The organism is Bacillus sp. FSL M8-0256 (assembly GCF_038005765.1).
Lineage (GTDB): Bacteria > Bacillota > Bacilli > Bacillales > Bacillaceae > Bacillus > Bacillus safensis.
The window spans coordinates 1,853,518-1,878,074 of record NZ_JBBOTU010000001.1 but is presented as its reverse complement, the minus strand read 5'-3'; the positions used below and the strand labels follow the sequence as shown (position 1 = coordinate 1,878,074).

The following is a 24,557-nucleotide window of genomic DNA, read 5'->3' as shown; positions in this document are numbered from 1 at the left end:
CTATGCAACATGATCTTCTGAATCAATTATTAAAGATAACAGATGAAGAGGAACTGATTCTACAAAACAGAAGAGAGATAAATAAAGACATTTATACCAATCAGTCTAATTTTATTATAGAAAGTCAAAAATTTCTCAATCAAGAGAGTATGATTACGGTTCGAAAACATACACGCTTTGTGGATTTTCCTAAACATAAACACGACTACATTGAGATTAATTATGTTTACAATGGACAGTATAACCAAAAAGTAGGGAATCAAAGAATAAATTTGCAACAAGGGGAGCTGTTATTTTTAAACCAGCATATTGAGCATGAAACTCAAGCTTGTGCAGAAGAAGACATTATTATTAATTTTATCATTTTACCTCATTTTTTTGATTTTATCTTTTCGTTTTTAACGACTGAAAACAGAATTAGTAATTTCTTAATTAACAGTTTATATAACAGTACTCAAAATGGACAATTCCTTTACTTTAAAGTTTCAGAAGTAGAAAGCATTCAAGAATTAATAAAAAAAATTATTATTGAAATTATGTCTCCTGCTTTTATGTCTGAATCCACCATTAAATTGTATATGGGTCTTTTAATGGTGGAGTTAATTAAACACGCTGATAAGGCCGAACATACAGAAGACAATCCTGTACAACATTATTTAATTGTTGAAGCATTAAAGTATATTGATGAACATTTCCAGAGTGCATCACTGAATGAATTAGCCACAAAATTAAGCCAGCCCGCTTATGCTTTAAGTAAAGAGATTAAAAAGGCTACCAACTATACATTTAAAGAATTACTTCAAGAAAAACGTTTAAATAAAGCGAAAGAGTTACTGGAAAGTACAGATATGCCAATTGCCTCTGTCATAGATCAAGTTGGATATGATAATGTAAGTTATTTCTATCGGATTTTTAAGAACAAATATCATCAGACACCAAAGCAATTCAGAGAACACTTAGCAAAAAAATAAGATGCTGCTAAATGTTCTTTTTTATTTTAAACAGTTGCAAATAAGGACAATAAATAAATCATTTTAGACATTATTTTCTCCTTTTAGCTGGCTTAATATAAAGACATAAGCAAACGCTTTCATGCAAAGGGTGATTAAAATGAAGAAATGTTGTTTAGCAGTTGATATTGGTGCTTCTAGTGGAAGATTAATAGCGGGTCATCTTGAAGATGGACTTTTAAATCTAAAAGAAATCCACCGTTTCGAGAATAAAATGGTCCAAAAAAATGGCCAGTTTTGCTGGGAGCTTGATCGATTATTTGAAGAAATAAAAAAGGGAATTCATCAATGTAGTGAAATGGGATTATCTCCAGAAAGTATCGGTATTGATACATGGGCAGTAGACTTTGTTTTACTAGATGAATGGAACAAACCTTTAACAGATTTTGTTGCCTATCGCGATTCGAGAACAGACGGGATGATGGATGAGGTTTTTAAAACATTTATGAAGGAACGTCTGTATCTAGAGACAGGAATTCAATTTCAAAAATTTAATACGATTTATCAACTTTATTCAATCAAACAAAATCATCCGGAGATTTTAGAAAATGCAAAATCTTTTCTAATGGTTCCTGACTATTTTCATTATTTATTAACAGGAAAAAAGGCAAACGAATACACAAATGCCACTTCAACTCAGCTGGTTAATGCTTTCACAAAGAAATGGGATCATGAAATATTAGATCAACTAGGCATGAACAAAGAAATGTTCCAAGAAATTCATACCCCCAAAACAGTGTTGGGTACATTGACTGAAGATTTAATAGAGGAATTCGGCTTTAATATGAAGGTTATTCTCCCAGCCACTCACGATACTGGTTCAGCTGTCATTTCGGTTCCTGAGCAGGAAGAAACAATCTATATTAGTTCAGGAACGTGGTCTTTAGTTGGTGTAGAAAATCATTTTCCAATATGTATTACAAAAGCTTTAGATTACAATTTCACCAATGAGGGCGGCATTGATTATCGCTATAGATTTTTAAAGAATATTATGGGGCTTTGGATGATACAAGAAGTGAAAAGAAATTATAAAAATCAATTTTCTTTTGCAGAGTTGGTCGTCTTAGCTAATCAGGCTCAAACATTTAAATCCATCGTTAATGTAGATGATCCACGGTTTTTAAAGCCAGAAAATATGATTCAAGAGATTCAAAGTTATTGTCAAGAAACAAACCAGCCAATTCCATCTAGACCTGGAGAAGTAGCAAAATGTGTGTTTGACAGTTTAGTATGCAGCTACCAGCAAGCCATTAATCAAATTGAAGAAATTTTTGAAAGAACATTCAATCAAATTAATGTGATCGGAGGGGGTTGCCAAAATGAACTGTTAAATCAACTAATTGCTGACGCAACAAAAAAAGAAGTATACGCTGGTCCAGTTGAAGCAACCGCCATTGGAAATATTGTAACGCAGTTAATGGCAGTTGGCGAAATTGTAGATATAAAAGAAGCAAGAACAATCATTAAGAACTCTTTTAAGGTTAAAAAATACACACCTTTAACAGTAACGACACCGTAAAAAAGAAAGGAAGAATATCACATGACAATAAGAGAAAATTATGAGATTGCGAAAAAAGAATATGAAAAATGGGGAATCAATGTTGATGAAGTATTGGAACAATTAAAACATGTACCGATTTCCATTCATTGCTGGCAGGGAGATGACATTGCTGGATTTGAAGTAAATAAAGGAGAATTGTCAGGTGGAATTGATGTAACGGGAAATTATCCTGGTAAAGCAACCACACCTCAACAACTAAGAGCAGATTTAGAGAAAGCGTTGTCTTTAATTCCTGGAAAACATCGTGTGAACTTACATGCCATTTATGCGGAAACAAATAGAGAAGTCGTTGAAAGGGATCAATTAGAGCCAAGACACTTTGAAAACTGGGTGAAATGGGCTAAAGATCAAGGTGTAGGCTTAGATTTCAATCCAACATTATTCTCACATGAAAAAGCAGCAGATGGGCTAACGTTGTCTCATCCTGATGAACATATCAGAAATTTTTGGATCAATCATTGTATCGCCAGCCGCAAAATTGGTGAGTATTTTGGTAAAGAATTAGGAACAGCATCCTTAACAAATATTTGGATTCCAGATGGTTATAAAGATATTCCAAGTGATCGACTAACGCCTCGTCAACGGTTAAAAGATTCGTTAGATAAGATTTTTGAAGAGGAGATCAATGAAAACTATAATCTTGATGCCGTTGAAAGTAAGTTATTCGGTATTGGTTCTGAATCTTATGTGGTTGGATCGCATGAATTTTATCTTGGATACGCATTAAAGAATAATAAACTATGTTTATTAGATACAGGACATTTCCATCCGACTGAAATGGTATCAAACAAAATTTCATCTATGCTGCTTTACAGTGACAAGCTTGCCCTTCATGTTTCTCGTCCTGTTCGCTGGGACAGTGATCATGTTGTGACGCTGGATGATGAGTTACGTGAAATTGGTCTCGAAATTGTTCGAAATCAAGCATTGGATAAAGTGATGATTGGCCTTGATTTCTTTGATGCAAGTATTAACCGAGTTGCAGCATGGACAATTGGAACAAGAAACATGATTAAATCGTTACTATATGCAATGTTAGTACCAAATGAACATTTAAAAGAGTTACAGGAAGATGGAAACTTTACAGAAAGATTAGCATTAATAGAGGAATTCAAAACGTATCCTTTCGGTGCAATCTGGGATTACTATTGTGAAAAAATGGGCGTGCCTGTAAAAGAAACATGGCTGGAAGAAGTGAAACAATATGAGCAAGATGTATTAACAAAAAGAAACTCTGTATTAGCCTAAAAAATCATGAAAGGCTAACTAGTAAATTTACAAAGAGATACAGTCAGGGGAAGGGTCTAATAGATCAATTCCCCTGTTTATATTACAAGGATTCCTTTTTAGATGAATAGGTTACAACTCAATGTTTTTTCCACTCTACGCGTGCTATAGGGTTAATTGAAGGGAATCATATTCATCTCACATGGAGAATACACAATAAAATACTTATGAGAGAAGGGTCCTGCTTTTATTTTTCAGTCATCAGCCGACCAGGTAAATCTAAATATTCGTTAAGAGGAGGTTTTAAAATTGAAAGTGAGCTTATTTATTACATGTTTAATTGATACTTTCCAGCCAAATGTCGGTAAGGCAACAGTTGAGATACTTGAACACCTTGGTTGTGAAGTATCATTTCCTACATCACAAGTATGTTGTGGCCAGCCCGCCTATAATAGTGGCTATGTTGCCGAAGCCAAGCAAGCAGCGAAAAATATGATCCAAACCTTTGAAGATGCAGAGTATATAGTAACTCCCTCTGGTTCTTGTGCAGCGATGTTCCACGAATATCCACATATATTCAAAGGAGATTTTCAATGGGAGGAGCGAGCAAGGCGTCTTGCTGAGAAAACGTATGAACTAACTCAATTTATCGTAGAGGTGTTAAAGGTTACAGATGTAGGGGCACGTTTAAAAGGGAAAGCGACCTATCATACATCTTGTCATATGACACGTTTGCTAGGTGTGAAGGAAGCACCTTTTACGCTGCTTTCTAATGTAAAAGAATTAGAGGTTGAGCACCTTCCCAACGCCCAAAATTGCTGTGGATTTGGTGGAACTTTTTCTGTGAAAATGATGCCAATATCTGAACAAATGGTAGACGAAAAAGTGGAAAGTGTTGAACAGACAGGTGCGGACTATTTAATTAGTGCAGATTGTGGATGTTTAATGAATATTGGAGGACGAATAGAACGTTTAGGAAAATCAGCGCGGGTACTGCATATTGCAGAGGTATTAAATAGCCGTTAATTCAAGGGGGGAACACGACATGAGCATGAAAATTAGTGATAAAAAATTTAATGAACGTATTGATAAAGGAATCCAAGATTCTACGATGCGTGAAGCTGTGTCTACAGCTCAAGAACGCCTGTATACACGTCGTTTGGCAGCTAGTGAAGAGCTTGGGAACTGGGAAGAATGGCGCGATTTAGGGGAGCAAATCCGTCAACACACGCTGGAGAATTTAGATTATTACTTAATGCAATTAAGTGAAAATGTTACAAAACGCGGGGGACATGTCTTTTTTGCGAAAACAAAAGAAGACGCCGCTCAATACATGAAGGAAGTTGCAGAAAAAAAACAAGCCAAGAAAGTCGTGAAATCCAAATCAATGGTAACCGAAGAAATCGAAATGAATAAAACACTAGAAGACATAGGTTGTGAAGTGGTAGAAAGTGACCTTGGCGAATACATTTTGCAAGTTGATGATCGTGAACCACCTTCCCACATTGTAGCGCCGGCTCTTCATATGAAAAAAGAACAAATTCGTGATGTATTTAAAGAAAAACTAGGTTATGGAAAGTCGGAAGATCCTTACGAGATGACAAAATTTGTTCGTAAAATCCTGCGCGAAAAATTTCTTGAAGCAGAAATCGGTGTCACCGGTTGCAACTTTGCCGTTGCAAATACAGGATCAATCTGTTTAGTGACCAATGAAGGAAATGCCGATCTTGTAACTGCTATTCCAAAAACGCAAATCGCTGTAATGGGAATGGAACGTCTTGTACCAACAATGGAGGAGCTGGATGTACTCGTTGGATTGCTTTGCAGAAGTGCAGTAGGGCAAAAGCTAACGAGTTACATTACAACAGTAGGGCCTAAATATGAAGAAGAGGCAGATGGTCCAGAAGAATTTCACCTTGTTGTCGTTGATAACGGCCGTTCTGAAATCTTAGGGTCTGAGTTCCAACAAGTATTACAATGCATCCGTTGTGCGGCATGTATTAATGTATGTCCAGTATATCGTCATGTCGGAGGACATTCTTATGGCTCTATCTATCCGGGGCCAATTGGTGCAGTATTAAGTCCACTTTTAGGTGGATATGACGATTATAAAGAACTGCCATATGCATCAACTCTTTGTGCAGCATGTACTGATGCTTGTCCAGTTAAAATTCCGCTACACGAACTACTTTTAAAACATCGTCAAGTAATTGTTGAAAAAGAAGGACGTGCTCCTCTAGGTGAGAAACTAGCGATGAAAATGTTTGGAATGGGAGCATCATCTGCTGCTCTATACAAACTAGGTACAAAAATGGCACCTACAGCTATGAAGCCCATTGTATCAGGAGATCGAGTCTCCAAAGGAATTGGCCCATTAAAAAATTGGACTGAAATTCGAGAATTCCCAGCTCCAAGTAAAGAACGTTTTCGAGACTGGTTTGACAATCATAAAAAAGGTGGTGAAAAGTAATGAGAGGAACAGCTCAAAATCAGGAAGTTTTTTTAAATCATGTGGCTAAACAGCTGGGACGGGAAAGACGAATAAGTGGTGTTGTACGTCCAGAGTGGAAGAATAACGTAAACTGGGATGTAATGAAAGGTTATACAGAAAAGGAGTTAATCGCTACGTTCACAGAGCACTGCAGCAAAATTCATACCACTGTTTTTGAAACAACAAAAGATCACTTAGCTGAAGATTTAAAGAAAATTGTTGCTGAACATGGCGGGGGGCCCGTAATGACAGCCCAAGATTCACGTTTCAAAGAATATGGCTTAACAGATTTACTTGAAAAAGAATGGCCGGAAGAAAATATAGAGGTACATGTATGGGATTCAAAAAGAGGACGTGAAGCGAATCATTCCCTCGCCGAAAAAGCCAATATTGGTATTACATTCAGTGACTATGCACTTGCCGAGTCAGGAACAATTGTTGTAAAAACTCATGAGGGACAAGGGCGGGCACTTCACTTTTTGCCGACTGTCTATGTCACGATTATCCCGCGTGAAACGATTGTGGCACGTATTACACAGGCTGTTTCTGACCTAAACCAACGTGTGGAAAAGGGAGAAGCTGTTGCTTCTTGTATTCACTTTATTTCTGGACCAAGTAATTCTGCAGATATCGAAATGAATTTGGTCGTAGGTGTGCATGGACCTTTAAAAGCTTTTTATTTCATTGTGTAAGGTTGGTTGATATAAAAAATAGAGTTTCCATTTGGAATCTCTATTTTTTATTGTAGTAAGGAGAGCAGAGGGGAGGCAGAAAAATAACCAAGCTTCTCAAAGAAAGCTTGGCTATTTTTTTAAGCGCTGTATCGTTCTTTTTCAATTTCTTTTAATGATTTTCCTCTTGTTTCTGGCGCCATGACTAATCCAATAATTGCAGCAATTACAAGAAACCCAATCATAATAGAACCTGATATTTTAAATCCTAATGTAGAAATCATCGTTGGAATCACAAGTGATATAAGGCCAACGGCTACACGCGCTGTACAAAAAAGGAATCCTTGTGCCTTTGCACGGTATTTTGTATGAAATAACTCACTTGACCAAAGACCATAAAATGCTTGAGCACCAAAACCAGCTGCAATTCCCCATAATATTACAAATATAAGCAGTTCAGTCATGCCCATTCCGCCATACGTAAGAGTAGCCCAAGCAGCAATCCCCATTGCCGCTCCTATGCCATACAATACACGTCTGTTCACTTTATCACCTAGTTTAATAAAGACAAAGTACGTTCCTAAAACGGTCAAAATCCATAAAAACGCTTGTAATAAATTTGCTTGTGATGATGAAAGCCCTCCAACGGTCTGATAAATATACGGCATGAAGTATCCCATTACACCAGCTACTAAGTTCCAAAAGCAATAGATCCCTAGTAATAAAATAATGGCATGACGGTTTGCTTTGATTGTGAATAATTCTTTGACTGGACTTTTTAATTTTTCACCATTTGCTTTTTGATTCTCTTCTTTTTGTTTTTCTTCTTCCCATATTTTTGATTCACTAATTTGTTGTTGCATAATCCAAGTAATTAAAGCGATTACAAATAATTGACCAAAAATAATTCGGCTTCCTAAAAGACCTAATGGGGCCAAGGCGACAGAGAGGAGTAACGAAATAGCTGGACCAACCGACCACGCTAACTGTCCCCATCCTACACGAGATGCACGTTCATTTTCAGGCGCTTCTTCTGCTATATACGTCCAAGCAGCTGGAATGGCAGCTCCTACGGCTACTCCAGTAATAATGTAACCAGCTAACAACATGGGGAAGTTAAAAGACAACATCGTTAATAAGACACCAAACATATAGACCAATAAATCGTATTTATAAATTAACTTTCGCCCATATTTATCAACCAGAACGCCTCCTATGAGGGCTCCTGCAGCTGAAGCAAATCCATTAGCACTCAGCGCTCCTAATAATCCCAGTTTAAAGTCATTTAAATTTAAATATTCCATCCAGAGTGTCAGGCCGCCAGCAGCAGCTACGATGGATGCTGCCTCCAAATAATTTGACATTGCTACAGTAATAGTAGACTTTAATCCGCCTTTTGCATTACCAGCCATATTTAAATCTCCTCTCAAGTACCTTCAAACGATACATCCGTTTGAATGCCTGTATTTTTGCTGTCTTTGTTTTCCTAAAAAATTATGCTAAGTAAAACAATTCATTTAAATCTACAGAGCGTGGACTGTTATCTGAATTTGTCTCCATGATAGGTGCCATGTAATCCCACCATTTTTTACAAATATCACTTTTAGCCATCTGGTTCCATCTATCTTCATTTTCGATTTCCAAATAAGCAAACAATTGGCCACTTTCTTTTTCTAAGAAAATAGAATAGTTATGAGCTCCATGCTGTTTTAATGCCTCAACCATTTCCGACCATATTTCATCATGTCGACGTTTGTATTCATCAAATTGATCCTTGTGTACAAACATAATACTGGCTTTTCTTATCATCTCTCTCGCTCCTTGTACTGTAGAATAAATGAAAAAAATAAAGAAAGCGTTTGCAAAAAGCAATTTAATCTTCACAATAAAGTGATTTTTTCCCCTGATTTCTGCAAAATCTTTATTTTTCTTTGTTTATATGGTCATATTATTATAAAAACAAAAATAAAACAACATTTTTTTATTATTGGTTTTTGTTAATGTTGATTACGAGAGGGGTTCATCATAAATAAGGCAAGATAAAATTGTGGATATAGAAAAAGACAAACCTATATAGGTTTGTCTTGAACACGTATATACACAGAAAAGGAGAGACCTTAATCTTCTATTTGGATTTGACTATGAAGCAGATTCACTCATCAAGGCTACAGAAGTAACATTAATATTTTTATCACGTAAAATGGCATGTGCATCATTGCTTAGTTTATCGTCAACAATAATGCGGCTAATATCACTTAATGAAGAGATATGAGAAAATTCACGGGATCCAAACTTACTAGAGTCGACCATTAAAATGGTCTCATGTGACCGTTCAATCATTTTTCTTTTTAAGAGAGCCTGCCACTCATTTGAATCACTTAAGCCGCTATTTAAGTCAATACCCTTACAGGATAAGAACCCTTTATTCACATGATAATTTTCCAGTGAGCGCTCTGCTAGAGGTCCTACGTAGGACAACGATTTAGGAAGGAGGAGACCTCCTGTTGAGATCACCTGAATTTTTTCTTTCTTACTTAATTCTATGGCTACCTTAATGGAGTTGGTGATAACAGTCAAAGGAATATTCGGAAGGATTTTTGACATGTACCATGCAGTGGTACTTGCGTCAAGGATAATACGGTCGCCTTCTTCAACTTGCTTCACAGCTTCACGTGCAATCACTTTCTTTTCTAATACATTCGTAATTTCTCGCTCTGAAAAATCAACTTCTGATTCTTTTTCCTCAATACTAACTGCTCCGCCGTGGCTTCGCCGCAACTTATTTTCTTTCTCTAATTTTTCAAGATCACGGCGAATCGTTTCATCTGTCACAGAAAAAATTTCGCTTAATTCTGATACACGAATGCTGGATCGTAAATTAACTAAATCTACTATTTTTTGATGCCTTTCAGCTAATAACATGTGTAACTTCCTTTCGCTTTTAAATATGAATAAAAGAAAAACAGCATAAAATTGCCTATAAGGTTGTTGTTTTGTTTTTATTTTTGTTTGTTTTCATCATAACATACTTATAACTTCAAAAAAATGACCTTAAACAGCAGCAAGGTTTAGTATTTAACGCGAATGAAACAGCATTGTATCATTCATAAAATAACCACTTATATCACAATCAAAACAAACACAAACAAAGATAAAATGTTTGTTTGTGTTGACTTAATGTGTTTCTCGAAGTAATATGAGGATGTAAACGCTTTTGCATGAGTTTATCAAAAGTATAATTTTTATTTAGAAAGATATATATCAATGAAAACAAGGGAGAAGATGGAGATGAAAGACCTTTTGACAAAGAAAAATATACTAAAAGCACCTTTCCTTCAAGAAATGACCAAAACGACAGCAAACCTATATCGCTTAGGTTGGGATGAACGAAATGGCGGGAATATTAGTTATTTATTAAAAGAAGACGAAGTAGCAGAGTACCTTGACGTTCATGATGTGAAACGAACGGTGCCGATGATTTTTAATGGTGCTGAGTTAGCAGGGAAATATTTTATTGTGACGGGTTCGGGGAAATATTTTAAAAATGTAATAGATGATCCAGCCGCTAACCTTGGTATTATTCGTATAACTGAAGATGGCAAATCGCTTGATATTTTATGGGGGTTAGAAGAGGGAGGCGTTCCAACAAGTGAGCTTCCATCACATTTAATGAGCCATATTGAAAGATTAAAAGCAGATCCAAACCATCGTGTGATCATGCACTGTCATGCAACAAACCTTATTGGTATGACATTCACACACAGCTTGGATGAAGTAGCATTTACAAAAACTTTATGGCAGATGTGTACCGAATGCATTGTTGTATTCCCAGAAGGAATTGGTATTATTCCATGGATGGTTCCAGGAACTGATTCAATTGGAGAAGCTACAGCTGCAAAAATGAAAGATGTTCGTTCAGTTATTTGGCCACACCACGGAATTTTTGGTGCTGGAACTACAATGGATGAGACATTTGGGTTAATTGAAACAGCTGAAAAAGCTGCGGAAGTATACACAGTTGTATGTGCACAAGGAAGCGTGAAACAAACCATTACAGATCAACAGCTTCAAGACTTGGCAGATGCTTTTGGTGTTGTGCCAAGACAAGGAGTTTTAAATCTATAAAAATAGTCTTTCCTACAATCCAATATTAGGAGGTTTCAGTAAATGAACTCACAAACCAATGTTAAACAATTTCAAATGTACATTAATGGAGAATTTGTAAATGCTAGCTCTGGCGAAGTGATACAGGTGTTAAATCCGGCAACTGAAAAAGTGATTTCAGAAGTGCCAAGTTGTTCTAAAGAAGAGGTTCAAGAAGCGATTGAGTTTGCAGAAGCTGCACAAAAAGAATGGAAAAAGAAACCGGCTGCTGAGCGTGCAAAGTATTTAACACGTTTAGCTGAAGAAATTCGAAAAAATAGAGATTTTCTTGCACGCGTCATTTCAGAAGAACAAGGAAAAGTACTTGCTCTCTCTACTACAGAAGTTGATTTTACTGCTGAGTACATTGATTATATGGCAGGTTCAGCAAGGACGTACGAAGGGGAAATTCTTCAAAGTGACAGACCAAATGAAAATATAATGATCTTTAAAGAGCCAATCGGGGTTGTAGCTGGCTTTTTACCATGGAATTTCCCATTCTTCCTTGTAGCGAGAAAGGCTGCGCCTGCATTGGTAACAGGGAATACCATTGTCATTAAACCTAGTAGTGATACGCCAAATAATGCAATAGAATTTGCAAAATTAGTAGATAAAGTGGGTATTCCAAAAGGGGTATTCAATCTTGTAACAGGGCGCGGAGATACAGTGGGAGACGAACTTGCTTCAAATGAAAAGATTGGTTTAGTCAGTTTAACAGGGAGCGTGGATGCAGGTGTAAGTGTCATGAAAGCTGCAGCTCAAAATGTAACAAAAGTCAGTCTAGAGCTTGGCGGTAAAGCACCAGCTATTGTAGCTGAAGATGCAGACATTGATTTAGCCGTGAAAGCAATTGTCGACTCACGTATCATTAATACGGGACAAGTATGTAACTGTGCTGAACGCGTGTATGTTCATGAAAGTATCGCCGATCCATTTATCAAAAAAATTGTCACATCAATGAAAAATGTGAAATATGGCAATCCTCTCGAAGATGAAGGTTTAGATATGGGACCACTTACAAATAAGCAAGCAATAGAATCAATTGAAGCGATGGTAAACCGAGCTGTTGAAGAAGGGGCCCAAGTGTTAACTGGTGGAAAACGTGCAGATGTGACACCTGGATATTACTATGAACCAACAGTCCTCGTGAATGTAAAACAAGATTCAGAAATTGTACAGGAAGAAGTATTTGGACCGGTTCTCCCGATTATGACGTTTAAAGATTTAGATGAAGCAATTGAGCTTGCGAATGATTGCCAATATGGATTAACATCATCTATCTTTACACAGAATTTAGATACAGCGATGCGTGCTGCAAATGAGTTACTATTTGGAGAAACGTACATTAACCGTGAAAACTTTGAAGCCATTCAGGGATTCCACGCAGGTCGTAAGAAATCTGGAATTGGCGGAGCAGATGGTAAACATGGTTTAGAAGAATTTTTACAAACTCATGTTGTTTATTTGCAGCATAACTCAAACAAAAGATAAGAGAAAGACAACTTAATATTTCATGAGATTTATCAATGTTCTAAGAGTATCTCAAGAGAGATGCTCTTTTTTTGACTGAATGTACACCCTTTTGCCTAAAAGTACAATTTCACTCAACGTCTAACTATTTTTTCATTTGTTCTTCACCCCAATAGCAAATCGCATCTAATACAGGGATCAATGATAATCCCTTTTCCGATAAACTATATTCTACTTTTGGAGGCACTTGAGGATATTCTTTACGATTAATTAACTGATCTGCTTCAAGCTCTTTTAGTGTATTGGTTAATGTTTTAAAAGAGATTGCCCCAAGCATTCGTTTCAACTGATTATAGCGAATAGGCGCATTGTTTGCATATAAAGCATACAGTACCGTCATCTTATATTTCCCGCCAATTAATGATAAAGTGTACCCAAATCCAGTTTCTTTTAGATCAGCATGAGCTGTAAAGGATTCTTTGGTCATTTCACACTCTCCTTTAGGTTAGTATCGCACTTTAATTACCGTACTTGTAGTACGTTATAGCATACAATAAAATGAATGTACATCAAAATATGATGAAAATAACAAAAAAGGGTGAATGAATCATGAAAACAATTGTCTATGCACATCCTTGGGATGGAAGCTATAATCATGCCATTTTGACTTCCATTACAGAAAATCTAGAAACAAAGAGAGAACCATTTCAAGTGATCGATTTATATAAAGATGGGTTTAATCCCGTTTTTTCAGCTGAGGAATTGAAGTATTTTCATAAAGGAGAAACGCCTGATCAATTAGTTAAGGATTATCAAAAGAAATTAAGGCAGTCAACTGAATTAATATTTATATTTCCTGTCTGGTGGTGGGATTTACCTGCAATTTTAAAAGGATTTATTGATAAAGTCATGTTAAGAGGTTTCGCATTCTTAGAAGATAAAAACACTGGGGCTTTAAAAGGTTTATTGACAAATATTAAAAAAACAACCGTGATCTCAACATCTACAACAGATAAGGATTATATAGAATCTGAAGGTGGGAATGCGATTCAAAGCGTTTTTATTAACAGAACTCTTGCTGACTTGGGACTTAAAAATGAAGACACCAAATGGATTCATTTTTCGAGAGTTAACTTAACAACAGATGAAAAGAGGAAAGTATTTTTAAACGAAATATCCCAAAGTATTTAATTTACTGTAGCAGCCAATAAGGAAAGGCACAACCTTTACGACCGATCTAATTTATTGAGAAGGTGGTAGAGGTTGTGAAATTAAATATCGACACTCAAATATGTATTCTCATTTCTTAGTTTACATAATATATATTCTAGGAAGTTAAACAAACAATGAATTTCTCTTGTCTCAAAATTAAGTATACTCATCTTATTGAGACAAAATAGAAAAAATCAAAATCCAACGTTATTCGCCAGATTTTGATTCATCAAGATATTTAATGATTTTCGCAGGATTTCCGCCAACCACCACATTTGCTGGAACATTTTTTGTCACAACGGCACCAGAAGCAATGACAGCATTATCGCCAATTGTGACACCTGGATTAATAATAGCACCGCCGCCAATCCATACATGGTTTCCAATGGTGACTGGTTTGCCGAATTCAATGCCTTTTGCACGTACTATCGGGTCAAGCGGGTGTCCAGCCGTATAAATATGTACATTCGGACCTAATAAACAGTGATGTCCAATGGTAATTTTGCACACGTCTAATAACACTGCATCAAAATTTGCAAAAAAATGCTCACCAATCTCGATATTGTATCCGTAATCGCACTGCAGTCTTCCTTCAAAAACGACATCATTTCCGCAAGCGCCTAATAATTCCTTTAAAATGGATGCTCTTTTTTCTTGCTGATTGGTTTGCTGATATGCGTATGTCAATTGTCTCGCTCTTTCACGATCTGCGATCAGTGTTTGGTCACTAGATACATAATGTTCTCCTTGAATCATTTTTTCCTTTTCACTTTTCATGTTGATCTCCTCCTCCCTTCTATTTAAATTGATGCGATATGATTACATCCTACCGCCCCCTTTATGTTTATTTTACCTTCTCATCATAAGAATTGGGAAGGAATGATTTCTTTTGACTAGAATTGACCTTGTTCCTCCAGCAAGTTATTTACGAATCAGCAAGTCTCATTTATAATCGAGTAGATTTGTTCAATAACATATATATCTTTAAATGTGAGGGATTAGATGGAATTAAAGTGGTATAAAGCAATTATTGTGATCTTTACGATGTCTGGGATCTCCATTTCTACATGGTTTTCACGGACACCGGAAGTGAGAGATTTATTACAAGCAAACACTGGAACAATGGGACTTATTTTACTCGGTTTATCCGTTGGTTCAATTGTTGGGCTTGTTCTTTCAAATGTATTCGTCCGCAAAAAAGGCGGCCGAGTGGCGATTGTGATCAGTGCTTTTTTGATGTTCCTTGGATTTACTACTCTTGCCATTGGTTCAACACTCTCTTCTATCTTTGTCGTCACTTCTGGTCTTTTTCTTTTTGGCGCAGGCTCTGGCATGTGCAATGTAGCGATGAACTTAGAAGGAACAGAGATTGAGTACAGCATCAAGAAAACCATTCTGCCTATATTGCATGCTTCCTTTAGCATTGGGACTTTAATTGGAGCAGGTGCTGGTATTCTTTTTATCCATTTAGGGGTTTCTGTATTGATACACCTTCTCGCTATTGCCCTTCTGCTTTTCCTCAGCATATTGGTTTGTACACGGTTTATTCCGCACGGGACAGGAAAGGATCAGCATGAGAAACAGTCCGATACAGTTGAGCCTACTCAAACGGCATGGCTGAACAAACGAACGATATCTCTTGCGATGATCGCCTTATGTCTTGCGTTTGTCGAAGGCTCCGCCAATGATTGGATTCCACTTGCAATGGTGGATGGCTACCAAGTTTCACATTCCATGAGTACGGTCATCTATGCTTTGTTTTTGTGCGGCATGATTAGCGGCAGACTGATCAGCGGACGTTTGATCGATCGCTTTGGCAGAGTATTATTGCTAAGAGTTGCGATTTTATCAGCAGCTGCCGGCCTATTCTTAGTCATTTTGAAGATTTCACTTGTTGTATGTATGATATCAATCTTTTTATGGGGACTTGGCGCATCTTTAGGCTTTCCGCTAACCATTTCTGCAGCAGGCGATGATAGCCGGTACGCTGTCAAACGCGTTAGTATTGTGACCTTATCTGGTTACACAGCCTCCCTTTCCGGTCCTCCTATTTTAGGGCTGCTTGCCAATCAGGTTGGACTCCTTCATGCCTTTATCTTTGTTCTATTTGCCATATGTATTGCAGGAATCTTTACTAAAGCTGTAGCAAAACCACATTCATTACAAGCGACTAAAAGTGTCTGATCCTTTGTGATCATGGCACTTTTTTTAAATTTAAAAAATAAAATTGAAACCTTTCATGAAGTGAAACAGTCCTATAGATGTCGTGATGTTTATCGCTTTTTTAAAGAGGGAAAGTAAAAAAATAAGACTTTTCAAATAACTGAAAACGTGGTAAGATCATGAAAATAACCAGGAAGGGGTGAGAAAAATGAAAAAAAATATGCTATTAAAATTAGGTGTTTTATGCATAGCACTTGCAAGTTTTCATTTGTTCTCAATGCCTCATTCCGTTCAGGTATACCATCATGCTAAGGTGGTTGCCGATCAAGAATCACATGAAATGAAAATCGTCCAGACAATGGGCGATGAAAAGAAACAAAAACATGTGAACGCAGTATTTGCCGCATTTACAGCACTGCTGATTATTGGCAGTATGACAGCTGGATTTGCACGCATCACTCATACTGATCGATTTGACCGGAAAAAGAAGCATTTACTTGCAGTGTTCTATCAATCTTCTTATTTCCGACAAGCTCGTGTTTAACCCAACCATCTAAATCAAAACAAAAATTGGGAGGTTTTACACGATGTTATTTTTCTTAAGAATTTTCATTCTAGGTCTTTTCTCTGTCACTTCACTTTCTCTTTTCGTTTACCAAGGAATTGAAGTAGTGCACGCCATTACAAGCATGTTTGGCAACCACGAGAGCTAAATGACCCGTATATAAAAGAAACCCCCTGCCAGTCGCAGGGGGTTTTCGTTTGCTTATTTATTGTCATCTGGTGCAGGTTCAGGTGTCAGAAGGACATGAGTCACTTCTCCCTGCTCTTCCTCATCTACAATAAATGATCCATTGCTATAGCGGTCATTTGCTCTTAAAGTAGAAATATCAAGTGGAATCGTTGTACCTTTTTCGGTATCTATCTCAAGTGTATCGTGCAGCGCTGCAGCGATCACAGCCACAATACGGTGCGGGTTTTTCTTTAATTCTCTCAGCATAAGAACTCCGCGTTTCGCTCTTGATGTTTTATCAAATTCAGAGAGGTTCATTCGCTTTACAGCCCCTCTTTGTGTCGTGAGCACAAGGACATCGTTTTTCGGATCAATGATCTGGCCAGAGACTACCTCGTCCCCTTCCTTCAAGTTGATTCCTTTGACGCCGGCCGCTCTCGGTCCAACAACACTTACTTCTTCTTCATCAAACCACAAACCGTAACCATTTTTCGTTGCAATAAACAATTCCTGCTGTCCTGTTGTGACATGAACATCGACGAGTTCATCGTCACCTTTTAGGTTCAAGGCAACAAGCGGTTTCGAATAACGCTGCGCCTTATATTGAAGAAGCTCTGTTTTCTTCACCATTCCGCCTTTCGTAAAGAATAAAAGATATGACGTTTCATCAAATTCTTTTATTGGAATGGCTTTTTGGATGGATTCCTCGCGATCAATCGAAATGATATTCGTAATATGCTGCCCCATGTCTTTCCAGCGTATATCTGGCAGCTGGTGAACAGGACAATAAATGTAGCTTCCTTTATTCGTAAACAGCAGAAGAACATCCGTTGTATTCATTTCAAACTGATGAATCAAACGGTCAGTATCCTTCATGCCAAAGTCCTTACCGTTAGAGGCAGCATAGGAGCGCTGGCTTGTCCGTTTGATGTAACCATCCTTTGTGACTGTGACGTATACATCCTCTGATGCGATCATCACTTCAAGGTTAATCTTAATTTCTTCGATTTTTTCCTCAATAACGGATCTTCTCTCATCAGCATATGTCTTTTTGAGCTTTTTCAGGCTGTTTGTAATGACCTTCAGCAGCTTTTTCTCGTTCGCTAAAATGTCTTCAAGCTCTGCTATGCGCACATCTAGCTCTCTTGCTTCGTCTCTTAATTGCGTAATATCTGTATTCGTTAAACGATATAACTGGAGTGAAACAATCGCTTCTGATTGTGCTTCTGTAAAGTCATATTTGGCCATCAAGTTGTTCTTTGCATCACGCTTATCATTAGAGGAGCGAATTGTGGCAATAACTTCATCTAAGATGGAAAGTGCCTTAATTAATCCGTCTACAATATGGTGGCGTTCCTTCGCTTTTCGAAGCTCGTACGCTGAGCGGTTCGTCACCACTTCTTTTTGATGGGCAATATATGCATCTAGTACAGTGGTGAGCGTCATTAAGGTCGGTCTTCGATTATGTATCGCTACCATATTAAAGTTATATGGGATTTGCAGATCTGAGTTTTTATATAAGAAATTCAGCACACCATTTGCATCTGCTTCTTTTTTCAGCTCTACTACGATTCGAAGCCCAGTACGGTCTGTCTCATCTCGGACCTCTGAAATGCCTTCTACTTTTCTTTCAATTCGGAACTCGTCCATCTTTTTGACAAGATTGGCTTTATTCACTTCATAAGGAATTTCTGTGATCACGATTTGCTGGCGTCCGCCGCGGATGGTTTCAATCTCCGCTTTGCCTCGAATCATAATCTTTCCTTTTCCTGTTTCATACGCCTTCTTAATACCGTCTACACCTTGAATGATACCGCCTGTTGGGAAATCTGGCCCTTTGATGACCGTCATTAAATCCTCAACCGTACAATGCGGCTGTTCGATTCGTTTAATAACGCCATCAATGACTTCTCCCAAGTGATGCGGCGGGATATCAGTGGCATACCCGGCTGAAATCCCTGTTGATCCGTTCACAAGAAGGTTTGGGAACATCGCTGGTAATACAACGGGCTCTTTGCTTGTATCATCAAAGTTTGCGACAAATTCGACCGTTTCCTTGTCTAAGTCCTTTAAAAGCTCTGAAGCAATAGCAGACAGCCTTGCTTCCGTATAACGCATGGCAGCAGGCGGATCACCATCGATACTCCCGTTATTCCCATGCATCTCAATCAGTACATTTCGTACTTTCCACTCCTGACTCATTCTTACCATCGCTTCATAAACAGATGAGTCTCCGTGCGGGTGATAGTTACCAATCACGTTACCGACTGTTTTAGCGGCTTTACGGAAGTTTTTATCCTGCGTATTTCCTTCTGCATACATCGCATATAAAATTCTTCGTTGTACAGGTTTTAGTCCATCACGTGCATCTGGAAGCGCACGGTCTTGGATAATATATTTACTATAGCGGCCAAAGCGGTCCCCGATTACTTCTTCTAATGGTAAATCATGAAATCGTTCTTGTTGTGCCATGTTTAAACCTCCTCAGCTAGCGACAAGTTTTCATTTTCAAGAATGTTGCTTTCCTCATCAAGTCCAAAGGCGACATTCTTTTCAATCCATTTACGGCGTGGTTCTACTTTGTCACCCATTAGAGTTGTGACGCGGCGTTCCACACGTGCAGCATCATCAATTTTGACCCTGACAAGTGTTCTCGATTCTGGATTCATTGTCGTTTCCCATAGCTGGTCGGCATTCATTTCACCTAACCCTTTGTAGCGCTGAATCGTGTACCCTTTTCCAACTTTCTTCAAAACGTCATCCATTTCTTCATCAGACCATGCGTACTCAATGATTTCTTTTTTCCCTGAGCCTTTGCTGACTTTATATAAAGGCGGGAGTGCAATAAACACTTTGCCATGCTCAATCAGCGGCTTCATATAGCGGTAGAAGAATGTTAAGAGAAGCACTTGAATATGTGCTCCATCCGTATCCGCATCTGTCATGATCACGATTTTGTCATAATTGATGTCTTCTACATTAAAATCGACACCGACGCCTCCACCAATTGCATGAATAATGGTGTTGATTTCTTCGTTTTTGAAAATATCAGCAAGCTTTGCTTTTTCTGTATTGATGACCTTTCCGCGCAGCGGCAGCACTGCCTGGAATTTACGGTCGCGCCCCTGTTTTGCTGACCCGCCCGCTGAGTCACCCTCTACTAGGTATAGTTCGTTTCTTGCTGGGTTTCTAGATTGAGCAGGTGTTAATTTTCCGCTCAGCGTGGCTTCAGACTTTTTCCGTTTCTTGCCGCTCCTTGCTTCTTCACGGGCTTTTCTAGCAGCCTCTCTTGCCTGCTGCGCTTTAATCGCTTTTTTCACAAGAAGAGTGGCTGTTTCCCGGTTTTCTTCAAGGAAATACGCAAGTTTTTCAGAAATGACAGCATCAACAGCTGAACGTGCCTCACTTGTCCCAAGCTTTCCTTTTGTCTGCCCTTCAAATTGAAGCAGCTCTTCAGGAATTCTGACAGAAATAATAGCAGACAGTCCTTCGCGAATATCAGTGCCTTCTAAATTTTTGTCTTTTTCTTTTAAAAGAGCGACTTTGCGAGCATATTCGTTAAAGGCTCTCGTCATGGCCGTTTTGGCACCAGACTCATGTGTTCCGCCATCTTTTGTTCTGACGTTATTAACGAAAGAAAGGATATTTTCCGAATAGCCATCATTAAATTGAAAAGCAAAATCTACTTCAATGGACTGATGCTCTCCTTCAAATGAGACGACTTCACTGAGAACATCTTTTTCTTCATTTAAATAAGCAACAAAGGCTTCAATGCCTGTCTCATAGTAAAACGTTTCTTGTACATCATGCCGTTCATCGATCAGCTCTATTTTTAACCCTTTTAATAAAAAGGCAGATTCTCTTAAACGCTCTGATAATGTATCGAAATTATAGGTCGTGACACTGAACATGGTAGGATCCGGCTTAAAATGAATCAGTGTTCCCGTTTTTTTCGATTTTCCGATTTTTTCGAGTGATGTGACAGGTTTACCGCCGTTTTCAAAGCGCTGATGATAAATAAATCCGTCACGTTCAATTGTGACAGTGAGCCATTCTGACAGCGCGTTCACAACAGATGCCCCAACTCCGTGAAGTCCACCACTTGTTTTATATCCGCCTTGACCAAATTTTCCGCCTGCGTGCAGGACCGTTAAAATGATCTCAGGTGTCGGTTTTCCAAGCTTATGCATACCAGTAGGCATTCCACGCCCTTTATCTTGGACGGAAATGCTGTTATCTTTATGTATTTTGACAATGATATGATCTCCATGGCCAGCGAGCACTTCATCGACAGAGTTGTCTACAATCTCATAGACAAGGTGATGAAGACCGCGCGAATCCGTAGATCCAATATACATCCCTGGACGTTTACGGACCGCTTCAAGCCCCTCTAGCACCTGAATAGAATCATCGTTATAATCTACTTGCTGCTTTTTAACCAAATGCTTAATCCCCTTTCACTAACAAACATAACCGGCTAATCATCAAATGATCTCTCTAGATTTTAATGATGATCATGCTGCTCATTACTGTCCACTTTAATAAGCTGCATCATCATCATGCATGTGTCATTCACCAATACATGCTCTTTTGCACAGCTATGAGAATCATTCTACATTCTGCAATCAGAACTAGAAGTCCATTATAAACAAGACTGTTTCATAAGCCAAATGCAATCATATGATGGTTTTAGCAAAACAGAACAAATGTTCTATATTTATCTTATCGCTCTTTTTCTCGATATGCAAGGCCGCCGATATGTCCCTGTCGCCTTATTTTATCGCTTTCTTTCAGAATCGCAAATATATTTCTGCAACAAAAAAGCAAAAATCCTTGAAAAACCAAGGATTTTTGACGATTTAATGAGTTTTTGTCATCGCATGAGCCACCTTGATACATAAATCCATGATGGCGACCTTGCCATTTTCCTCAATCAGCCTTTTCGCTTCTTCGTGATATATGCCTTGCTGCGCCCAAAAAACAGGTGCGTCTATTTCGAGAAACTCTTCTGCCACCTCTGGTAAAAACTCTGAACGTCTAAAGACATTGACAATATCAACAGGCTCTTTTATATCTTTTAAAGAAGCGACTGCTTTCACACCGAGTGCTTCATCGATCGTTGGATTCACTGGGATCATCTCATACCCGGCATCCTGCATCGCCTTAGACACCATATAAGACGTCCGGTGCGGCTGATCTGATAATCCAACAACAGCAATTCGTTTACTGCTTTTTAATATACGGCCGATTTCTTCTTTCGTAGGATTGTTCATCAAGACACTCCTTTTCCTCCATTTTAGCGAATTTCTGCTTAAAAACAAAGCCGAATCCATCTGCTTTCGATTTTTTCAAAAAAAGTTCCCCATGTTTTTCACAAGATCATGTTAAAATGTAAGACAAGAGGGAGAATATAAAGGAGTTATGCAGATGTTAATTGCTTTGATGTTTATTTTGGCTTATCTTCTCGGCAGTATTCCATCCGGTCTCATTGTCGGGAAAGCTGCAAAGGGTATCGATATCCGTGAACATGGCAGCGGAAACCTAGGTGCGACGAATGCATTTCGTACACTTGGCGTAAAAGCAGGGTCTATTGTGATTACTGCTGATATCCTAAAAGGGACGCTTGCTTCAGCTTTACCGTTTTTCATGCAGCTGGACATCCATCCCTTATTAGCAGGAGTTGCTGCTGTTATCGGTCACAGCTTTCCTGTCTTTGCAAAATTTAAAGGGGGAAAGGCAGTCGCTACATCAGGCGGTGTGCTGCTATTTTATGCCCCATTCCTATTTATCACGATGATCGCTGCTTTTTTCTTATTTTTATACATTAGTAAATATGTTTCACTATCATCTATGCTGACCGGGATCTATACATTCATTTACAGCATATTCACCAAAGACCTATTCTTAATCATTGTTGTTGCCGTTCTTGCTGGCTTTGTGATCTACAGACACATCGCCAACCTCAAACGAATTCTCAACAAAACTGAACCGAAAATCAAATGGCTCTAGCCGTTTCATCCATTTAAATATGTGGTAAAAGTAAAGAAAAGCTGTTTTTGCATCCTGCATTTTAAAAACAGCATGACTTCAAAAAGGGGCGATCACATTGAAATTAACGATAAAAGAAGATGCACTCAATTGGTACAAGAATGAATTAGATTTAGAAAAAGGTGATCAAGTTCGCTTTTTTGTGAGATATGGCGGGTGCAGTAATGTACAAAAAGGCTTTTCTCTCGGCGTCGCAAAAGATGAACCTCAAAATGCCGGCGCAACCGCTGAAATAGAAGGTATTACTTTCTTTATTGAGGAAAGTGATATTTGGTACTTTGACAACCATGATCTGCATATTGATTATAACGAGTCCGTGAAAGAACCAGAATTTCATTATGAATAAACAAAAAAGATACCTCATCCCTCGGGTATCTTTTTTGTTTTACACTTCAATATACAGCCCATACTCCTGAATGTTCCCTAAAGATCGTTCCTTTTGCAGAATTCTTTTTTGCGGCTCACCGATCAAGTCAAAATGAGGAAACCCTTCGCGGTCATGAATCCATTCTTTTTTTAGTCCATGTCTTTCTCCCCACTCAACTAACCGCTTCATATCCTGACAGGCTGCTTTTGTGACAGTATTGGCATTTGGAAAACGGTCATCGAGCCAGTAGTGTGTTAAAAAAGCAACTTTTCCTTGCTGGACAGCTGATTTCCAAGCGTTTAAATCGCTTCGTTTAATACCAAAAGCCATAAATTAAACCTGCTTCTTCGACTGTTCATATACTTTATGCCAGGCAGGAAAGGCTTTTCTAAATTGAATAGGTCTAAAGGTGTCTTTATCCACACATATATGTGAGGTTGTCCCTGTAATCGCTGTTTGTCCATCAGGTTTTTGAATTTCATAGCCATACACCGTTTTGAGACCATTATATTCTTCAATCCATGTATGAACGGTTGCTGTTTCACCATACAGCAATGGTTTTTTATATTGAACCTGCAAGTCTATCACAGGTGCAAGAGCACCATCTGCTTCTAGCTGCGCATAGGAAAACCCTAATTCTTTAATCAATGCTGTTCTGCCGACTTCCATCCAAATTAAATAATTGGCATGATACACGATGCCCATTTGATCTGTTTCTGCATAACGGACTTCTATTTCTTTTTTGGATACATACACGTTTTCATCGCTCTCCTATCAAAACCTAAGGTCTGTCTCTGCCATTTTACCACATTCCAAATGGTTCTTCTAAAAAGAGGCAATAAAATAAACCAGGAATCCCTGGTTTATTCGGTATAACCATTCTTTCTTGCCGCTTCTTCGTCCTTGATCTCAGAACGCATCGCGTCAATACTCATTTTGCGGTTTTCGTTTTTTTGTTTGATCATTTGCTTTTCTGTCTCTGTCGAAACGGACATCGCTGCTTCAGATTCATCGATATTGTCAAGTGTGTTCTCGATCATATCTTGCAGCTTTTCAACATTATCAGAACGATCATCTGGATTGGATTGATATGACTCGTTATTCATGATGATTCCCCTCCTTATTCGCCCTTCGTCTGTATCACATCAGGCTGTTCATTTGATTTATTATGCATCTTTTTACCTTTATTCCGTTTGTATGCTACAGGTTTTGTCCCTAAATGGTCTGGTGTAAACTGCGCTTGTTTATCATGCTCTCTACCCATTATTCATCCCTCCCTCTTCTTTAGGATGAACGAAAACGGATAATTCATAACTTATTTCTGTCTAAATCGCTCTTCCAACTTTTCTTCAAGCTGGTTTAAAAATTCCTCATTGCTTAATAATTCTTTTTTATTTTCAAGCACAAGCTCTTCAAATGTGCGTCGTTTTCTTCTTCTCATTTCACTCACCTCCATATATG

The 24,557-nt window shown here is 38.2% G+C and carries 28 protein-coding genes; 14 read left to right on the top strand and 14 right to left on the bottom strand.

All coding sequences use genetic code 11. The features are described from left to right. Positions 1-2 precede the first annotated feature (2 nt). The 6 genes from NSQ76_RS09490 (at position 3) to NSQ76_RS09465 (ending at position 6,981) form a co-directional block, all read left to right on the top strand. A complete protein-coding gene (locus NSQ76_RS09490; protein ID WP_327823353.1) occupies positions 3-971 on the top strand; it encodes an AraC family transcriptional regulator in 969 nt (322 codons plus the stop codon). Positions 972-1,110: 139 nt separating this feature from the next. Then, on the top strand, positions 1,111-2,529 hold the full coding sequence (gene rhaB, locus NSQ76_RS09485) for a rhamnulokinase (RefSeq protein WP_341053482.1): 1,419 nt from the start codon (positions 1,111-1,113) through the stop codon (positions 2,527-2,529). Between the two features lie 21 nt (positions 2,530-2,550). Beyond that, positions 2,551-3,819, top strand: coding sequence for an L-rhamnose isomerase (gene rhaA, locus NSQ76_RS09480; protein ID WP_125587381.1), 1,269 nt, complete (start codon positions 2,551-2,553; stop codon positions 3,817-3,819). A 288-nt stretch (positions 3,820-4,107) separates the two neighbouring features. Next, positions 4,108-4,824 (top strand): (Fe-S)-binding protein, encoded by a 717-nt coding sequence (locus tag NSQ76_RS09475; protein WP_111927442.1) that lies wholly within the window; start codon positions 4,108-4,110, stop codon positions 4,822-4,824. A gap of 19 nt (positions 4,825-4,843) precedes the next feature. Continuing rightward, positions 4,844-6,268, top strand: coding sequence for a LutB/LldF family L-lactate oxidation iron-sulfur protein (locus NSQ76_RS09470; protein ID WP_224426492.1), 1,425 nt, complete (start codon positions 4,844-4,846; stop codon positions 6,266-6,268). Further along, positions 6,268-6,981 (top strand): LutC/YkgG family protein, encoded by a 714-nt coding sequence (locus tag NSQ76_RS09465; protein ID WP_224426493.1) that lies wholly within the window; start codon positions 6,268-6,270, stop codon positions 6,979-6,981. The genes NSQ76_RS09470 and NSQ76_RS09465 overlap by 1 nt, the downstream gene beginning before the upstream one ends. Before the next feature lie 119 nt (positions 6,982-7,100). Here NSQ76_RS09465 and NSQ76_RS09460 read toward each other — a convergent pair whose 3' ends face one another. From NSQ76_RS09460 to NSQ76_RS09450, 3 genes are all read right to left on the bottom strand, one after another. After that, entirely contained in the window at positions 7,101-8,372 is a 1,272-nt protein-coding gene (locus NSQ76_RS09460; RefSeq protein WP_125587379.1) for an MFS transporter, read from the bottom strand. Positions 8,373-8,454: 82 nt separating this feature from the next. Then, positions 8,455-8,769, bottom strand: coding sequence for an L-rhamnose mutarotase (gene rhaM, locus NSQ76_RS09455; protein WP_341053481.1), 315 nt, complete (start codon positions 8,767-8,769; stop codon positions 8,455-8,457). A gap of 330 nt (positions 8,770-9,099) precedes the next feature. Beyond that, the gene (locus NSQ76_RS09450) at positions 9,100-9,882 is read right to left on the bottom strand and encodes a DeoR/GlpR family DNA-binding transcription regulator (RefSeq protein WP_341053480.1); all 783 of its coding nucleotides are present in this window, start codon (positions 9,880-9,882) and stop codon (positions 9,100-9,102) included. 366 nt (positions 9,883-10,248) lie between these two features. Here NSQ76_RS09450 and rhaD point away from each other — a divergent pair, with 366 nt between their 5' ends. Both rhaD and aldA read left to right on the top strand, forming a co-directional pair. Beyond that, entirely contained in the window at positions 10,249-11,085 is an 837-nt protein-coding gene (rhaD, locus tag NSQ76_RS09445) for a rhamnulose-1-phosphate aldolase (protein ID WP_341053479.1), read from the top strand. A gap of 42 nt (positions 11,086-11,127) precedes the next feature. Next, a complete protein-coding gene (aldA, locus tag NSQ76_RS09440; protein ID WP_149126616.1) occupies positions 11,128-12,594 on the top strand; it encodes an aldehyde dehydrogenase in 1,467 nt (488 codons plus the stop codon). A gap of 124 nt (positions 12,595-12,718) precedes the next feature. Here aldA and NSQ76_RS09435 read toward each other — a convergent pair whose 3' ends face one another. After that, positions 12,719-13,060, bottom strand: coding sequence for a winged helix-turn-helix transcriptional regulator (locus NSQ76_RS09435; RefSeq protein WP_024425154.1), 342 nt, complete (start codon positions 13,058-13,060; stop codon positions 12,719-12,721). A 122-nt stretch (positions 13,061-13,182) separates the two neighbouring features. On the opposite strand from NSQ76_RS09435, the gene NSQ76_RS09430 reads away from it, so the two are divergent. Then, the gene (locus NSQ76_RS09430; RefSeq protein WP_212051905.1) at positions 13,183-13,764 is read left to right on the top strand and encodes an NAD(P)H-dependent oxidoreductase; all 582 of its coding nucleotides are present in this window, start codon (positions 13,183-13,185) and stop codon (positions 13,762-13,764) included. 228 nt (positions 13,765-13,992) lie between these two features. Here NSQ76_RS09430 and NSQ76_RS09425 read toward each other — a convergent pair whose 3' ends face one another. Beyond that, entirely contained in the window at positions 13,993-14,562 is a 570-nt protein-coding gene (locus NSQ76_RS09425) for a sugar O-acetyltransferase (RefSeq protein ID WP_044335352.1), read from the bottom strand. Positions 14,563-14,787: 225 nt separating this feature from the next. On the opposite strand from NSQ76_RS09425, the gene NSQ76_RS09420 reads away from it, so the two are divergent. From NSQ76_RS09420 to NSQ76_RS09410, 3 genes are all read left to right on the top strand, one after another. Next, positions 14,788-15,969, top strand: coding sequence for an MFS transporter (locus NSQ76_RS09420; protein ID WP_044335354.1), 1,182 nt, complete (start codon positions 14,788-14,790; stop codon positions 15,967-15,969). Positions 15,970-16,156: 187 nt separating this feature from the next. Further along, positions 16,157-16,492, top strand: coding sequence for a hypothetical protein (locus NSQ76_RS09415; RefSeq protein ID WP_024425150.1), 336 nt, complete (start codon positions 16,157-16,159; stop codon positions 16,490-16,492). Between the two features lie 43 nt (positions 16,493-16,535). Continuing rightward, entirely contained in the window at positions 16,536-16,661 is a 126-nt protein-coding gene (locus NSQ76_RS09410) for a hypothetical protein (protein WP_254966705.1), read from the top strand. A 53-nt stretch (positions 16,662-16,714) separates the two neighbouring features. Here the strand turns inward: NSQ76_RS09410 and parC are convergent, their stop codons facing one another. The 4 genes from parC to NSQ76_RS09390 form a co-directional block, all read right to left on the bottom strand. Then, positions 16,715-19,153 (bottom strand): DNA topoisomerase IV subunit A, encoded by a 2,439-nt coding sequence (gene parC / locus NSQ76_RS09405; RefSeq protein ID WP_024427093.1) that lies wholly within the window; start codon positions 19,151-19,153, stop codon positions 16,715-16,717. A gap of 2 nt (positions 19,154-19,155) precedes the next feature. Beyond that, complete coding sequence (gene parE, locus NSQ76_RS09400) at positions 19,156-21,123, bottom strand: DNA topoisomerase IV subunit B (protein WP_024425148.1); 1,968 nt, start codon at positions 21,121-21,123, stop codon at positions 19,156-19,158. Between the two features lie 417 nt (positions 21,124-21,540). Next, positions 21,541-21,954 (bottom strand): CoA-binding protein, encoded by a 414-nt coding sequence (locus NSQ76_RS09395; RefSeq protein ID WP_024425147.1) that lies wholly within the window; start codon positions 21,952-21,954, stop codon positions 21,541-21,543. Beyond that, complete coding sequence (locus NSQ76_RS09390) at positions 21,905-22,033, bottom strand: hypothetical protein (protein ID WP_254966706.1); 129 nt, start codon at positions 22,031-22,033, stop codon at positions 21,905-21,907. Before NSQ76_RS09390 ends, NSQ76_RS09395 begins: the two co-directional genes overlap by 50 nt. A 75-nt stretch (positions 22,034-22,108) precedes the next feature. Between NSQ76_RS09390 and plsY the strand changes: the two genes are divergently transcribed. Both plsY and NSQ76_RS09380 read left to right on the top strand, forming a co-directional pair. Further along, positions 22,109-22,690, top strand: a complete 582-nt coding sequence (gene plsY, locus NSQ76_RS09385; protein WP_024425146.1) for a glycerol-3-phosphate 1-O-acyltransferase PlsY — start codon at positions 22,109-22,111, stop codon at positions 22,688-22,690. Between the two features lie 97 nt (positions 22,691-22,787). Next, the gene (locus NSQ76_RS09380) at positions 22,788-23,075 is read left to right on the top strand and encodes a HesB/YadR/YfhF family protein (protein ID WP_056766600.1); all 288 of its coding nucleotides are present in this window, start codon (positions 22,788-22,790) and stop codon (positions 23,073-23,075) included. A gap of 39 nt (positions 23,076-23,114) precedes the next feature. Here the strand turns inward: NSQ76_RS09380 and NSQ76_RS09375 are convergent, their stop codons facing one another. The 5 genes from NSQ76_RS09375 to NSQ76_RS09355 all read right to left on the bottom strand — a co-directional run bounded on the left by NSQ76_RS09375 (position 23,115) and on the right by NSQ76_RS09355 (position 24,552). Further along, on the bottom strand, positions 23,115-23,426 hold the full coding sequence (locus NSQ76_RS09375) for a hypothetical protein (protein ID WP_041117529.1): 312 nt from the start codon (positions 23,424-23,426) through the stop codon (positions 23,115-23,117). Positions 23,427-23,429: 3 nt separating this feature from the next. Further along, positions 23,430-23,852 (bottom strand): acyl-CoA thioesterase, encoded by a 423-nt coding sequence (locus NSQ76_RS09370; RefSeq protein ID WP_117730445.1) that lies wholly within the window; start codon positions 23,850-23,852, stop codon positions 23,430-23,432. Between the two features lie 107 nt (positions 23,853-23,959). After that, positions 23,960-24,202 (bottom strand): small acid-soluble spore protein Tlp, encoded by a 243-nt coding sequence (tlp, locus tag NSQ76_RS09365; protein WP_024427090.1) that lies wholly within the window; start codon positions 24,200-24,202, stop codon positions 23,960-23,962. A gap of 14 nt (positions 24,203-24,216) precedes the next feature. Further along, the gene (locus NSQ76_RS09360; protein ID WP_008357830.1) at positions 24,217-24,360 is read right to left on the bottom strand and encodes an acid-soluble spore protein N; all 144 of its coding nucleotides are present in this window, start codon (positions 24,358-24,360) and stop codon (positions 24,217-24,219) included. Positions 24,361-24,411: 51 nt separating this feature from the next. After that, positions 24,412-24,552, bottom strand: coding sequence for an FbpB family small basic protein (locus NSQ76_RS09355; protein WP_235046685.1), 141 nt, complete (start codon positions 24,550-24,552; stop codon positions 24,412-24,414). Positions 24,553-24,557 lie beyond the last annotated feature (5 nt).